This window comes from Pseudomonas sp. BN102 (genome assembly GCF_029871245.1).
Lineage (GTDB): Bacteria > Pseudomonadota > Gammaproteobacteria > Pseudomonadales > Pseudomonadaceae > Metapseudomonas.
On the sequence record NZ_SSON01000043.1, the window covers coordinates 17,294 to 31,823 of the forward strand.

Annotated in this window: 9 protein-coding genes and 3 pseudogenes; 3 read left to right on the forward strand and 9 right to left on the reverse strand. The window is 63.5% G+C overall.

The features are described from left to right. Positions 1-165: 165 nt before the first annotated feature. The 9 genes and pseudogenes from E8F12_RS08335 to E8F12_RS08375 form a co-directional block, all read right to left on the reverse strand. Positions 166-465 (reverse strand): annotated as a pseudogene (locus E8F12_RS08335) (RidA family protein); the annotation flags it as partial. A gap of 133 nt (positions 466-598) precedes the next feature. Continuing rightward, positions 599-2,017, reverse strand: a complete 1,419-nt coding sequence (locus E8F12_RS08340) for an aldehyde dehydrogenase family protein (RefSeq protein WP_280324779.1) — start codon at positions 2,015-2,017, stop codon at positions 599-601. A 16-nt stretch (positions 2,018-2,033) separates the two neighbouring features. Further along, the gene (locus tag E8F12_RS08345; protein WP_280324780.1) at positions 2,034-3,077 is read right to left on the reverse strand and encodes a homoserine dehydrogenase; all 1,044 of its coding nucleotides are present in this window, start codon (positions 3,075-3,077) and stop codon (positions 2,034-2,036) included. A 302-nt stretch (positions 3,078-3,379) separates the two neighbouring features. Next, positions 3,380-3,817: an Lrp/AsnC family transcriptional regulator gene (locus E8F12_RS08350; RefSeq protein WP_280324781.1), complete on the reverse strand. Its 438-nt coding sequence runs from the start codon at positions 3,815-3,817 to the stop codon at positions 3,380-3,382. Positions 3,818-3,830: 13 nt separating this feature from the next. Then, positions 3,831-5,204, reverse strand: coding sequence for a threonine synthase (gene thrC, locus E8F12_RS08355; protein WP_280324782.1), 1,374 nt, complete (start codon positions 5,202-5,204; stop codon positions 3,831-3,833). Positions 5,205-5,219: 15 nt separating this feature from the next. Next, positions 5,220-6,110: a LysR substrate-binding domain-containing protein gene (locus E8F12_RS08360; RefSeq protein ID WP_280324783.1), complete on the reverse strand. Its 891-nt coding sequence runs from the start codon at positions 6,108-6,110 to the stop codon at positions 5,220-5,222. 65 nt (positions 6,111-6,175) lie between these two features. Beyond that, on the reverse strand, positions 6,176-7,612 hold the full coding sequence (locus tag E8F12_RS08365) for an amino acid permease (RefSeq protein ID WP_280324784.1): 1,437 nt from the start codon (positions 7,610-7,612) through the stop codon (positions 6,176-6,178). Between the two features lie 146 nt (positions 7,613-7,758). Further along, positions 7,759-9,036 carry a cystathionine gamma-synthase family protein gene (locus E8F12_RS08370; protein ID WP_280324785.1) on the reverse strand — a complete coding sequence of 426 codons (1,278 nt, stop codon included), beginning with the start codon at positions 9,034-9,036 and terminating at the stop codon, positions 7,759-7,761. Positions 9,037-9,639: 603 nt separating this feature from the next. Further along, positions 9,640-9,867, reverse strand: a pseudogene (locus E8F12_RS08375) (IS5/IS1182 family transposase); the annotation flags it as partial. A 150-nt stretch (positions 9,868-10,017) separates the two neighbouring features. Between E8F12_RS08375 and E8F12_RS08380 the strand changes: the two are divergent. From E8F12_RS08380 to E8F12_RS08390, 3 genes and pseudogenes are all read left to right on the forward strand, one after another. After that, a pseudogene (locus E8F12_RS08380) lies at positions 10,018-11,470 on the forward strand (sigma 54-interacting transcriptional regulator); the annotation flags it as partial. Between the two features lie 281 nt (positions 11,471-11,751). Next, complete coding sequence (locus E8F12_RS08385; RefSeq protein WP_280324786.1) at positions 11,752-13,020, forward strand: OprD family porin; 1,269 nt, start codon at positions 11,752-11,754, stop codon at positions 13,018-13,020. Between the two features lie 63 nt (positions 13,021-13,083). After that, a complete protein-coding gene (locus E8F12_RS08390) occupies positions 13,084-14,475 on the forward strand; it encodes a GntP family permease (protein ID WP_280324787.1) in 1,392 nt (463 codons plus the stop codon). The last annotated feature ends 55 nt before the right edge of the window (positions 14,476-14,530 follow it).

The following is a 14,530-nucleotide window of genomic DNA, read 5'->3' on the forward strand; positions in this document are numbered from 1 at the left end:
CAGCGGGTGGTAGCCCGTCGCTGTACTGATGCGGCCTGATTCAGTTGTAGCGTTGCATCAGGCAATGACTGATGCACCTGGGCTGTCAGGTAGAAGGTCGCTGGAATCCGCTCCGACTTCTGGCCGCGGAACAGGTGCTTCAGAAGACTCCGTGGATGAGCGGAAGGCAAATACCTGGATCTCGATCAGGTATCTACCCAGGTCACTTTCGACGCAAGCACGTACCGGCTTGCGGAATCCTTCTACCCAGGCGTCATACACCGTATTGACCTGGTCGAACAACGCGTAGTCGGCGATCCAGATCTGGACTCGGGTCAGATCGTTGCGCGTGATCCCAGCGCGGGCCATCAGCGATTCGATTGTTGCCAGAGCCTCGCGTGCCTGCCCGACGACATCCAGCGCAGGACCATCGGCAACGATCCCGGCAGTTTCAAAAAAGGGACCGTAGGCCACTGCGAGGGACATGCGCTGTCCTTCGTCAAAGCGCGCGATCATTGCGTATCCATCTCCTTGCAGCCTGAAAAAAACGCACCGGACGGCGCGGCGAGCAGACCCGCCCGATGCAAAGGACGACCGTGAACGGACGTCGCCCGATGGTTCAGCTCAACTCGTTGATGCACACCACCTTCGGTTGCGTCATGTCCTCATAGGCGAAGCGGACGCCTTCGCGACCCAGGCTGCCGTATTTGAAGCCGCCGAAGGGCATGGCGTCGAAGCGGTAGTCGGAGGAGTCGTTGATCATCACCCCGCCGGCCTCGATGCGCTTCGCGGCGCTCAGTGCGCGCTTGAGGTCCGCGGTGAAGATGCCCGCGTGCAGGCTGTATTCGGGTTCGTTGGCCAGGGCGACGGCCTCGTCCAGGCTGTCGAACGGCTCCAGCACCACCACCGGAGCGAACACTTCGTGGCACCACAGGCGGCTGTCATGGCTCACCCGCTCCAGTACGGTCGGTGCATACAGGGTGCCCTGGCGACGGTGGCCACAGAGCAGGCGTGCCCCCTCGGCCAGGGCCTCCGTCACCACCTGCTCGGCGTTGCGTGCGGCCTGTTCGGTGATCATCGGACCAACGTCAGTCTTGCGGCAGCTTGGATCACCCACCACCAGCGCCTGGCTCAATGCCACGAAGCGTTCACGGAAGGCCTCGTAGATCGACGCCTGCACGAGGATGCGCTGCGTGCCAATGCAGTTCTGCCCCGCTGCCCAGAAGGCGCCGGACACGCAGGATTCGACCGTAGCCTCCAGCTCGCAATCCTCAAGTACCAGCACCGGTGCATTGCCGCCCAGGTCCATCGCCAGCTTCTTCAGGCCGGCGTTGCGGGCGATGTTCTCGCCGGTGACGAAGCCGCCGGTGAAGGAGATCATCCGTACTTCACGGGCGGCAGTGAGCGCCTTGCCCAGCTCCGCACCGCCGGGGGCGATGGTCACGACGGACTCCGGCAGGCCGGCTTCGCGCAGGCAGTTCACCAGCTTGCACGCCGACAGGGGCGCCAACTCCGAGGGCTTGAGCAACACCGCGTTGCCACCGGCGATGGATGGGCCGAGCTTGTGCGCCACCAAGTTCAGCGGGTCGTTGTAAGGGGTGATCGCCACGATCAGCCCCAGCGGCTCGCGGGTGAACCAGCCCTGGCGGGATTCGGAGCCCTCGTAGGACTCGAACGGCACCACCTCGCCGGCATTACGCCTGGCCTCTTCGGCTGATAGCTTGAGGGTGTTGATGCAGCGCTTCACCTCTTTCTCCGCCTGGCGCAGAGTCTTGCCCGCCTCGGCGACGATCAGGCCGGCGAAGGCAGCGGCGTCCCGCTCGACCAGGCGCGCGGCGTCCTCGAGGATGCGTGCACGGCGATGGCGCGGCAGCGCGGCACAAGTCCGCACACCCTCCCGGGCCTGCTCCAGCAGGCCGGGGACGTCGGCGACACCGAGGCAGGGCACGCAGCCCACCTGGCTACCATCGAAGGGGTTAAACACATCGATCAAGGGGCTTTCCATGGCCTTGGCGAGGGCGAGATGAGATGCGGTCATGAGTGTTCTCCCAGGCTCAGCGCTTCGTACGCGCGGTGTGAATGGCGACAATGTCGGACAGCAGCGCGAAGGCTGTCTCGATGCGCCCGGCCCCCGGACCGGAGACCGTCACCGCCCCCAGCAGTTCGGTGTTGAAGGACACCGCGTTGGTGGCGCCGGAGATGCCGGCCAGCGGGTGGCCATTGTCCAGTCGGCGGGCCTCGACGCTGGCACATACGGAGCCATCGGCCTGACGCTGGGCGGAGCCGATCAGCTTCCAGCGGGCGCCGGCCTGGCGAGCCTGTTCGAGGTCGGCGGCGCCCAAGCCGCTGATGCCGCTGCAACGCACATCGCTCACCTGCAGGTGGGCGTCGAGCAGTTCTTTGGCGAGGATCACCACCTTCAGGCGTACATCGAAACCTTCGACGTCCGCGGTCGGGTCGGCCTCGGCGTAGCCCAGCTCCTGCGCCTGGCGCACCGCTTCGGCGAAGCTCAGGCCTTCCTCCATGCGGGTCAGCACATAGTTTGAAGTGCCGTTGAGGATGCCTTCGAAGCCGGTGATCACCGCACCCGGCAGGGTCTGGCGCGCCATGCGGATGACCGGGGTGCCGCTCATCACCGAGCCTTCGTACTCGAAGGCCACGCCATTGCGCTCGGCCAGGGCCTTGAGTTCGGCGCCGTGCAACGCGATCGGGCCCTTGTTGGTGGTGACCACATGCTTGCCACTCTCCAGTGCCCAGCGGCAGAAAGTGGCTGCCGGCTCACCGTCCACCGGATTGGTGAAGGTGGCCTCGGCAATAATGTCGGCGCCGGACTGCTTGATGACCGTCTCGTTGAACGCTTCGGCAGTGCCGCCCGGCAGTTCTGCGAATGCCCCCTTGGCGGCCGGCAGCGTGACCAGTTGCGCAGCGTCCAGGCCGTCACGGTTCATGACGGACCCCAGGAACAGGTCGGTCACACCGACGATCTTCAGGCTGAAGCCCAGCTCGGCCTGCCAGGCCTCATTGCGCTCGGCGATCAGTTGGGCCAGGCCGCGGTTCACGCCGCCGAAACCAACCAGGGCAATCTTGTATTCGGACATCGGGTTGCCTCCCATACAGGCAGTTGCTTGATGGGTTCCAGCCTAAGAGCCGGTTGATGGCAGTTGAATATGGCAATCCGCTGTATTTATTGGCCATTTTGACCAGCACCAGCGCCAGCACCTGCTGTGGAAATGCGGAGGCGGCGGATTGCCCCGGGCCGATCCAGGAGCATGGGTGAGCGGGATTTCCACGTGGGCGTGACCACAGGGGGCTGGCTCGAACCAGGCAGCCCATGCGAGCGCGCATAAAAAACGCCGCCCGGACCAGGTCCGGGCGGCGCTGAGGGAGGATGCTCCCCAGTTCAGATCACAGAGGAGAGCACGAAGGAGGTAACCGTGTTGGAAACGCCGGGCATGGCGGAAATCTCCTTCCACACCAGATGCACGCGTTCAGGCGTCGCCGCGTCGACCCGAAGCATCAGATCGAACTCACCGCTCATGACCTCGCACTGGACGATTTCCGGAATGCCGCGCAGGGCTTGCAGCACTTCCTCGCCGCGCATGCGGTCGTAGCGGTAGACGAAGATCACCGCGCTGATCAACGAGGCTGGACGACGGCCGTCGCCGGTCTTCAGTGTGTAGCCCTGGATGGCGCCGTCGCGTTCCAGGCGCTCGATGCGCTGGCGAACCGCGTTGCGCGACAGGTTGACCTTGTCGCCGAGTTCCGCATGGGCAATGCGCGCGTTGGCGGTGAGTTCAGCCAGGATGCGTTCGTCCAGCGGATCGAGGATGCGCTTCATCGCCGCCCTCCCCCTACCATTCACGGAGCATCCGGCACAGCCCGTCGAGGTCGCCACGCGCCAGATGTCGCGGATGTCCTGCGGGCGCTTGCAGCTGCGGCAGCGGCCCATTCCAGGCACCCAACTCGGCCAGCAGCTCGGCCGACTTCTCCGGGGCGATCTGCCCCAGGGTCACCATCGGCGTCACCATGCTGCGCCGGTACAGGCGCGCCGCGAGCACACCGGTGGCGGTGTGCGGATCGATCGAGATGCCAGTGTCGCGGAACAGCGCAGTAATTTCCGCCACCGTCTGCTCGTCACCCACCGCGTAGGAGTCAATCAGCAGGCGAGCTTGCAGCCACTGGTGGTTGGCGATGCTGAGTTCGCCGACGTTTTCAAAGTGTTCCATCAGTGTCTTCACCGCCTGGTCGTCGTGGTCGTAGAGCTCCCAGACGAAACGCTCCAGATTGGAGAAGATGGAAAAGTCCATGGCTGGAGAGAGAGTGCGACTGGCCTCACGGGTGGAATAGTGGTTCTTGTGAATGAACTGGTGCAACGCGTCGTTACGGTTGGTGGAGATGATGATCTGGTTGATCGGTAGTCCCATCTTCTGCGCGATATAGCCGGCGTAGACCTCCGCGAAGCTCGCCGCCGGGATGCTGAAACCGATCGGGCGCTGGCCGCCGCCAAGCTGCAGGGCTGCGTGGAAGTAGAAGACGAGTTGCGCCAGCACGCCGATCCAGTTGGTGGAGTTGAAGCCGATGGGCACTACCTGCTCCAGTGGCCACTGACGAAACAGCCGCGAGACCAGGGTCTGGCAGTCGTCGAAGCTGCCGGCCACGGCGCAGGCCAGCACCCGCTCCGTGTCGGCAGCCTGGAGCGCAAGCAGGCGGTCACCCGGCACGCCTATCTCCGGATACAGCGTGACCACCCGGCAGCTTGGGCAGGCGCCGAAAGCCTGCATGGCGGCCAGCCCGGTGTCACCATTGGTGGCGCCCACGACCAGTGCCCGTCCTCCGTCGCATTCGAGGAAGTATCGCACCAGGCGCGCGTGCAGCTGGGCGGCGAAATCCTTGGAGGCGCGGGTCGGGCCGTGGAACAGCTCCAGCACCCATTCGTTGCGGTCGATCTGGCGCAGCGGCGCGATGGCGCGGTGGTTGAAGGGGCGATAGCTGTCCTTGAGCAACGTCTTGAGTTCGTCCTCCGCGATGGTCTGCCCGACGAAGGGGCTGATCACCCGCCAGGCCAGCTCCTCAAACGGCAGCCAAGACCAGTTGGCGATTTCCTGGGCACCGAACACCGGCAGGCTGGCCGGCACGAAGAGCCCGCCATCAGTGGCGAGCCCCGACAACACCACATTGCGGAAATCCGCCCGCAAGGCGGCGCTGCGTGTACTTACGTAATGCATGATCTCTCCTGGCGCTTACTTGTAGCGATGGGCCTGGGCCACCAGCCAGGTGGCAAAGGCCGAGGCATCTGGATGCAGTTTTGTCCCTGTACCGTGGACCAGGTAGAAGGACTCGCTGGCCTCAATGCGCTGATCGAAAAGCTCCACTAGACGGCCTTCGCGCAGCAGGTCCTCAACCATAGACGAACGCGCCAGGGCGATGCCCTGCCCCAGTTCGGCGAGGCGCAAGGTGGAGACCAGGGTGTCGAACTGGGGGCCGGTGGAGAAATCGACGTCGTCGGCACCCACCCGCTTCAGCCAGTAACCCCAGCCCTCTTCGTAGCCGAGCACGTGCAGCAGCGGGTGACGGGCGACGTCGCGAGGCTCCTGCAGCGGCAAGTCGGCGATCAGCTGCGGCGAACAGACTGGGAACAGGGTGTCCCAGGTCAGCCTCTGCGACACCAGCCCCGGCCAGTGCCCGTGGCCCCAGCGGATCTCCACATCGTCCTCACCATCCAGCTCCTTGACCCAGAGATTGCTGATGTAACGGATATCGAGATGGGGATGAGCGCGACGGAAATCGGCCAGCTTGGGTGCCAGCCAGAAGTGCAGGAACGAAAGGCTGCCACGCACCTTGATCGGCCGCCGCTTGTGCTGGCCGAAGATCTCGTTGGTGCCCACCGCCAGGCGGGTGATGGCGTCCTGTACCACCGGCAGGTAGGACTGTCCTTCCTCCGTCAGGCCGAGGCCCCGTGGCAGGCGCTTGAACAACGCTACCCCCAGGTGGCTTTCCAGCTGGCGGATCTGCTGGCTCACCGCCCCTTGGGTCAGGTGCAGCTCGTCCGCCGCGTGGGTGAAGTTGAGGTACCGCGCCGATACCTCGAACGCTCGCAACCAGTTCAACGGGGGCAAGGCTTTCTGGTTCATGCGCGGTCTCTCATGGGGTCATTTCCGGGGAATCGTCGCGGGGCGGACGGTTTCAATCAGCCCCCTCAGGCCACCTCGGGCGTGCGGACCGGCGCGGCGTGGGAGGCCAGGCGCCGCTCACGGCCCTTACGGGTGACCCAGTAGACGAAGTAGCACCAGGCAATGAACGGCACCCCGAAGTAGAGCGCAACTCGCTGGGCCGGATCAAAGGCAATCCCGATGCAGGCCAGCGTGCAACTCGCCAGCGCGCCCAGCGGCACCCAGGGATAACCGCGTACCCGGAACTTGAGGTCCTCGACCTTGCCGCCATTGGCCACGTAATGGCGACGGAAGGCGATCTGGCTTGCCGCAATGCTCATCCACACCACCACCACGGCCAGGCCCGAAATCGACACCAGCGCGAGGTAGACGGTATCCGGGGCAAAAACGCCGCTCAGCAGCGAGGCAATGCTGCCGGCCATGCTCACCACAATTGCGTTGAACGGCGTGCCCATGCGGCTCAGCTCGCCGAAGCGCTTGGGCATGTGACCCTGGTCGCTCAGGGTCCAGAGCATCCGCGAAGCGGCATACAGGCCAGAGTTGGCAGCTGACAACAACGCACTGATGATCACGAAGTTCATGATGTCGGCCGCATAGGGGATGCCGATGGACTCGAACACCGTGACGAAGGGACTCTCCACCAGGCCGGCCTGCTCACGCGGCAGCAGGGTTGCGAGGACGAAGATGGTGCCGACGAAGAACAACGCCAAACGTACTACGGTGGTGCGGATGGCCTTGGGCACGTTGCGTTGAGGGTCACGGGTCTCGCCGGCGGCGATACCGATCAGCTCGGTGCCGGAAAAGGCGAACGACACCGCCAGCAGGGTCATGGCGATCGACCAGAAGCCGGTCGGGAACAATCCCTCGCGGGTGAAGTTGCCGAGGCCAATGCTGTGGGCCTGCTGCACCTCGAACAAGCCGATGATGGCGCCCGTTCCCACCACCAGGAAGGCGATCACGGCCACTACCTTCACCAGTGACAGCCAGAACTCGGTTTCGGCGAACAGCCGCACCGACACCACGTTGCTGACGAACACCGTGATGGCGAACAACGCGCTCCAGATCCACACCGGGGTATCAGGGAACCAGCGCACCATGAGGATGCCGGCTGCAGTGAACTCCGAGCCAATGGCCACCGCCCAGGTCAGCCAATAGAGCCAGGCCACGGTATAACCGGTGCCGGGGCCCAGGTAACGTGAGGCGTAGCTGCTGAAGGAGCCGGTTTCCGGCATCTGCACGGCCAGTTCCCCAAGGCACATCATCACCATGTAAACCATGATCGCGCCAATGATATAGGCGATGACCGCCCCCAGCGGACCGGCCTGGTTGACGGTATAGCCGGATGTCAGGAACAGGCCGGTACCGATCACCCCTCCCAGCGCCAGCATCACAATGTGGCGCGTCTGCATATCCTGTTTGAAACCAGGTCCCGAAATATTCTTATCTGTTGTTTGCGCGGACATATGTGGACTCTCATGAAAGTTTGCGGGCAAAGAAGTTTCTGCAACCAACTTCAAGGCAGAACTGATCAAGTTGCCATCGGGTATTGTTATTGTTCCTTTTCATGATTAACTCGCTGGCTCTCCGGCCAGGAGTCAGGGGGCGAACGTCAGGTTTCCACCTCGGTGTGACGTTCGGTCAGAACAGTGGAGAATTTCGAAGCAGGTTCGTTAGCGAGTTCCCGGTGAACAAACGCAAACGCCTGCTGGAGATCGGCGAGCAGATCGCCGGTTTCTTCGATTCCCACGGAGATCCGCACCAGACCTTCGGAGATGCCCAGCGCCTGGCGCTCCTCCAGGGTGTTCTCGACGTGACTGGTGGTGCGCGCGGGGCCGTAGATGGTTTCCACCGCGCCCAGGTTGCCGGCGCGATGGGCAAAGCGCAGGCGCGGTAGGAGGCGTTTCACGGTGTCCATGCCACCGGCCAGGACGAAGCTGACGATGGCGCCGAAACCGCGCATCTGCGAGCACGCGATGGCATGACCGGGATGGCTGGGCAGTCCGGGATAATTCACCGCCTCCACCAGCGGTTCGGTGAGCAGGTATTCGGCCAGCGCTTGGGCGCTCTGCTGCTGTTGGCGCAGGCGCAGGGCCAGAGTCTTGATACCCCGGATGATCAGGTAGGCGGAGAACGGGTCCAACGCCGCGCCATTGATCTCGCGGTAATGACGCACCTGGGCCATCAGGCTTTCCGCGCCGCACACCACGCCTCCGAGCACGTCGCCGTGGCCCGAGAGGAACTTGGTCGCGCTGTGCACCACCACATCCACACCCAGGGCCAGGGGGTTCTGGTTAAGCGGCGTGGCGAAGGTGTTATCCGCCACCACCAGGGCGCTCACGCGCTTGGCCGCAGCCACCAGACGGCGGATATCAAGGACTTTAAGGGTCGGATTGGTGGGCGTCTCCAGGTACAGCAGGTCGCAGCCCTTGGCGATCTCGTGCTCGATGGCCTCGGCATCCAGGGTGTCGCAGAGGGTCACCTCCACGCCCATGCGCGGTAGAAACTCCTCGAAGATCTTGTTAGTGCCACCGTAGCTGTCGCGGGTGGACACCACGCGCTTCCCGCTGCAGAGGAAGGTGTGCAGCACCCCGCTGATTGCGGCCATGCCACTGCTGAAGGCCACTGCCGACTCCGACTTCTCCAGCTCGCACAGTTTGTTCTCCAGCGTGGCGACCGTCGGGTTGCTCATGCGGCTGTAGATGAAACCCTCGCTCTTGCCCAGCGCTACGTCGTACCAGAGATCGATATCCTGATAGCCATATGCGGCACTTAAGACAATTGGCGTTTGCGTAGCGTTATAGGGATGCTGTACTTGCTCTCCCGCCCAGACAACTTGAGTGCCAATGCCCGCACACTCGCTGCGAGCAGCTTCCAAATTCTTGTTCATATAATTTCCCGGCGACGATCAGTACGACTTTCAAGCCATGGACTTGATTTACGGGAAATATAGGGAAGCGCAACGCATTAGAAAAACGATGTTATCGATGCCTAAGGGTCGCTTTTTTTAATGGCTGTCCTATGTCAGCTCGTTAGCCATTCGCCGAAGCGCGCATCAGCAGCGAGGTCCCAGATCCTGCCGTCATTCTTTCTATCTACGCGTCAGCGGAAAGAAGCCGGACAAAAACATGACGATATTCACCGTGGGCCTGCTTCGTTCATTCGGCGCCGGTGGCGCCCGATCCTGGATAGCTGATCGGGGGCAGCACACTTCTGCAATCAATCTGAGGCAGGTAAACCGAATCGCGGCCACAGATTCGGACCGATACGGACTTCCGTATCTGCACAAATGCGCAGATCCGCTTCTACGGAACTGCGGCGTTGTGGGGAAGCGGATTTACGCTTCTACCGAAGTACGGAAAAAGCGCCGACGCGCTTTTCAGGTTCTGCCCCAAGTCACCGAATCGTATTCCAGCAGCGCTGCGTGCTGGGGAAGTTAAGGCGTCACCTGCCGGGAAGTGCTCGTGCTCCGACATGGGCCTGCTCGGTTAACCACCACGCCGTGCACCAAGCTCGGCCATCGTCAGCGCCAATGTGCTCTTTGGCATTGAAGTAATACGGGTTGCCTTTCTTCGTCTGGTGCATTTCCGGGTCGCGCTTGCCGTCCGGGCTCCTGGTTGAACTGGGCACACAGATCATGTGTGGCATCGACGATGGTGCCCTGGCAAAACGACAATCCATGGTCGCCCAGAAAGCCATTTATCACAGCCATATTCCCCGCTGGAGCACTACCTGATCCATCTCGATCAGGAACAACTCCTTGCAGATCTGCTTGCGCTTGCCACGCCTTTGAGAGGAAACAAGGATGCTCGCCGACCGAATGAGGGTGCGCTAAGGTGCGCGACTCACCTATCAGACTGTCGAAAGCCCCATGAGCGACAACCACTCCCTCTCGGACTATCAAAGCGTCCGTCAACTGGCGATACGCTCGCTGTTCGAAATCTTCGAGCAGTTCAGCGAAGGCACGGTGATCGTCGACCGCGATGCGCGCATCGTCTGGATCAACCAGCGCTATGCCCAGCGCTTTGGCCTGGAAGACGCCGAGCAGGCCATCGGCCGGCCGGTGGAGCAGATAATCCCCGGCAGCCTGATGCGCGAGGTGGTCAGCAGCGGCCGGCCGATCCTGCTGGACATCCTCGACATGGCCAAGGATCCGCTGGTGGTGATGCGCGTGCCGATCCGCGACGACGCCGGCAAGGTAATCGGCGGCATCGGCTTCGCCCTGTTCGACGAACTGCGCACACTGTCGCCGCTGCTGACCCGCTACCAGCGCATGCAGGCGGAGCTGGCTTCGACCCGTTCCCTGCTGCAGGCGCGCCAGGCGAAATACAGCTTCGGCCACTTCATCGGCACCAGCCCGGCCAGCCTGGAGGTCAAGCGTCGCGCCCGACGCGGGGCGGCCAGCGAGGCACCGGTGCTGCTGCTGGGCGAGACCGGCACCGGCAAGGAGCTGCTGGCCCATGCCATCCATGCTTCCTCGCCGCGCGCCGACAAGCCCTTCGTCAGCATCAACGCCGCGGCGATTCCCGAAACCCTGCTGGAGGCGGAGTTCTTCGGCACCGCGCCTGGCGCATTTACCGGTGCCGACCGCAAGGGCCGCCCCGGCAAGCTGCAGATCGCCCAGGGCGGAACCCTGTTCCTCGACGAGATCGGGGACATGCCGTTGGCCCTGCAGAGCAAGCTGCTGCGCGTGCTGCAAGAAAAGGAGTTCGAACCGGTGGGTTCCAACGAGGTGCTGCGCAGCGACATCCGCCTGATCGCCGCCACCTCCATCAACCTCGATGCTGCCATGCGCGAGGGGCGTTTCCGCGCCGACCTGTTCTACCGCATCAACGTCCTGCCCATCGAAATTCCTCCGCTGCGCGAGCGCCTGGAAGACCTGCCGGCGCTGTGCGAAGCCATACTCGACGGCCTGCGCGACGACCGTCAGACACTCTACGAACTGGACGCCGACGGTCTGGCGCTTCTGGCCCAGCACGCCTGGCCGGGCAACGTGCGCGAGCTGCGCAATCTGCTGGAACGCACCGTGCTGCTCGGCGACCGCCCGCAGCTCGACACGGCCGCGCTGCGCTCGGCCCTCGGCACGCTGCAACCACTGCCGGCATCGGTAGGCGCGCCTTCCGCCAGCCTCGCCGCCGGGCAGGATTTCTATGCCGCGCGGGAGGAGTTCGAACGTCAGTTGATCCGCAGCGTGCTCGCCGAGCAGGCCGGCAATGTCGACGCAGCCGCACGGCGCCTGGGCCTGGGCCGTTCGACGCTGTACAAGAAGATGGCCGCGCTGGGCCTTTCGTCCTGAAACAGAGACAAGTCTCCAAATGGAGACAACCCAATTCTCCGCATACCGCAGAGCATCCAAGAGCTGTCAGCTCGCAATTCGTCTCCATTCGGAGAATGCCGTAGCGGCCCGATGCCCTCGATTTTAAAAATAATACTTACAAATCAATTAGTTACGACATTGGCACGATCCTGGCTATGGCGACTGTCGCGGCCTGAGTCCGCGCAGCCGACATAACAACAATCAACGCAGTCCGATTGCGAACTCCACCCCACGGGACACCACGGCACGTCCCGCTTCGCACTCGGCCTGGCGCCAGGAGATTCTCCGATGAGCCGTTCCACGCTCAATCATGCTGTCATTATCGCCACGCTGGGCTCCGGCCTCAGCCTCTCTCCCCAGGTCTTCGCCGAGTTCCTCACCGACAGCAAGGCCAGCGTCGAGCTCCGCAATTTCTACTTCAACCGCGACTTCCGCCAGGACGGCGCCGCCCAGAACAAGGCGGAAGAATGGGCCCAGGGCTTCCTGCTGCGTTACGAATCCGGCTACACCGACGGCACCGTCGGCGTGGGCGTGGATGCCCTCGGCCTGCTCGGGGTGAAGCTGGACTCCAGCCCCGACCGTACCGGCACCGGCCTGCTGAAATCCGACGGCGAGAAGCCCAACCGCGCCCAGGACGAATACGGCGAGCTGGGCCTGACCGCCAAGCTGCGCGCCTCGCAGAGCACCCTCAAGGTCGGCACCTTGCTGCCCAAGCTGCCGGTGGCGCTGTACAACGACAGCCGCCTGCTGCCGCAGACCTTCCGGGGCGCCTGGGTGAATTCGGCGGAGGTGGACAATCTCAGCCTGGACCTCGGCCGCTTCGACCGCATCAACCTGCGCAACTCGTCCGATAACGAAGAGATGGCCGTGTTCAACGGCGGCAACCGCAACATCGTCCTGGGGCGGACGAAGACCAGCGACCGGTTCGACTTCGCCGGCGCGTCGTACAAGTGGTCGCCCAACCTCAGCACCGGCTACCACTACGGCGGCCTGGATGGCCTCTACCAGCAGCACTACCTGACCCTGAACCACCTGCTGCCCATCGCCGAAGGCCAGTCATTGAAGAGCGACATCCGCTGGGCGCGCAGCACCGACGATGGCGGCAGCAATGTGGACAACACAGCCTTCGGCGCGCTGTTCACCTACTCCCTGGGCGGCCACGCCTTCGGCCTGGGCTATCAGCGCATGAGCGGCGATACCGGCTTCGCCAACATCAATGGCACCGACGCTTACCTGGTGAACCTGGTGCAGATCAACGACTTCGGCAACGAGGACGAACGCTCCTGGCAGGCGCGCTACGACTACAACCTCGCCGCGCTCGGACTCCCCGGCCTGACCTTCATGACACGCTACCTATCAGGCGATAACGTCGACCTGCGCGGTGCGGTCAGTGAAGGCAAGGAATGGGAACGCAACACCGACATCGCTTATGTGGTGCAGAGCGGTCCCTTGAAGAACCTGGGCGTGAAATGGCGCAACGCGACCGCGCGGAGCAACTTCGGCAGCGACCTCGACGAAAATCGTCTGATCCTCAGCTATGTGCTGCCGCTCTGGTAAGCCCTCAGCAAAACAACAAGAACCACTCGCGGCACCCAGCCGCACTAACTGGAGATTCATTCGATGAGCGTGGTCATCGCCCTCGCGGCCCTCGCCCTGCTGATGCTCGCCGCCTATCGCGGCTACAGCGTGATCCTCTTCGCCCCCATCGCGGCCCTGCTCGCGGTACTGCTGACCGATCCGTCCGCCGTCGCCCCGGCCTTCACCGGGGTGTTCATGGAAAAGATGGTTGGCTTCGTCAAACTCTATTTCCCGGTGTTCCTGCTGGGCGCAGTGTTCGGCAAGCTGATCGAGCTGTCGGGCTTCTCGCGCTCCATCGTCGCCGCCGCCATCCGCCTGCTTGGCACCAGCCAGGCGATGCTGGTCATCGTGCTGGTCTGTGCATTGCTCACCTACGGCGGCGTATCGCTGTTCGTCGTGGTGTTCGCGGTCTATCCGTTCGCCGCCGAGATGTTCCGCCAGAGCAACATCCCCAAGCGGCTGATTCCGGCGACCATCGCCCTTGGCGCCTTCACCTTCACGATGGACGCGCTGCCCGGCACCCCACAGATCCAGAACATCATCCCGACCACATTCTTCAGCACCAATGGCTGGGCCGCCCCCTGGCTGGGCGTGATCGGCAGCCTGTTCGTGTTCGCCATGGGCATGCTGTTCCTGCGCCGCCAACTGACCAAGGCCCAGGCCGCCGGTGAAGGCTACGGCAACGACCTGCGCAACGAGCCGGAAACTGCCAGCGACCTGAAACTGCCCAACCCGCTGCTGGCGCTCTCACCGCTGGTGCTGGTGGGGGGTGCCAACTTGCTCTTCACCCACTGGATTCCCCAGATCTACGGCAAGACCCACAGCCTGCAACTGGCCGGCATGGCCGCGCCGGTGGCCAGTGACGTGGCCAAGCTCACCGGCATCTGGGCAGTGCAGGCGGCACTGCTGCTGGGCATTCTGTTGGTACTGACGAGCAGTTACCGGGTGATCCGCAGCAAGCTTGCCGAAGGCAGCAAGACCGCGGTTTCCGGCGCCCTGTTGGCGGCGATGAACACTGCCTCGGAATATGGCTTTGGCGCGGTGATCGCCTCGCTGCCAGGATTCCTGGTGCTGGCTAACGCGCTCAAGAGCATCCCCGATCCACTCATCAACGAGGCCATCACCGTTACCACCCTCGCCGGCATCACCGGCTCGGCGTCCGGAGGCATGAGCATCGCCCTGGCGGCCATGTCCGAGCAGTTCATCGCCGCAGCCCACGCGGCTGACATCCCGTTGGAGGTTCTGCACCGGGTGGCATCGATGGCCAGCGGCGGGATGGACACGCTGCCGCACAACGGCGCCGTCATCACCCTGCTCGCGGTCACTGGGCTGACTCACCGCGAGGCCTACAAAGACATCTTCGCCATCACCTTGATCAAGACCCTTGCCGTGTTCTTGGTGATCGGCACCTACTACGCGACCGGCATCGTCTGAGCCGAACCCTACCAGGCAGCCGCCTGCACGCGGCTGCCGTGACTGACAGGAGAAA

Excerpts from the sequence above, each read along its gene's own strand:
- E8F12_RS08340 (WP_280324779.1), bottom strand. The coding sequence starts at position 2,017 with ATGACCGCATCTCATCTCGCCCTCGCCAAGGCCATGGAAAGCCCCTTG.
- E8F12_RS08345 (WP_280324780.1), bottom strand. The coding sequence starts at position 3,077 with ATGTCCGAATACAAGATTGCCCTGGTTGGTTTCGGCGGCGTGAACCGC.
- E8F12_RS08350 (WP_280324781.1), bottom strand. The coding sequence starts at position 3,817 with ATGAAGCGCATCCTCGATCCGCTGGACGAACGCATCCTGGCTGAACTC.
- thrC (WP_280324782.1), bottom strand. The coding sequence starts at position 5,204 with ATGCATTACGTAAGTACACGCAGCGCCGCCTTGCGGGCGGATTTCCGC.
- E8F12_RS08360 (WP_280324783.1), bottom strand. The coding sequence starts at position 6,110 with ATGAACCAGAAAGCCTTGCCCCCGTTGAACTGGTTGCGAGCGTTCGAG.
- E8F12_RS08365 (WP_280324784.1), bottom strand. The coding sequence starts at position 7,612 with ATGTCCGCGCAAACAACAGATAAGAATATTTCGGGACCTGGTTTCAAA.
- E8F12_RS08370 (WP_280324785.1), bottom strand. The coding sequence starts at position 9,036 with ATGAACAAGAATTTGGAAGCTGCTCGCAGCGAGTGTGCGGGCATTGGC.
- E8F12_RS08385 (WP_280324786.1), top strand. The coding sequence starts at position 11,752 with ATGAGCCGTTCCACGCTCAATCATGCTGTCATTATCGCCACGCTGGGC.
- E8F12_RS08390 (WP_280324787.1), top strand. The coding sequence starts at position 13,084 with ATGAGCGTGGTCATCGCCCTCGCGGCCCTCGCCCTGCTGATGCTCGCC.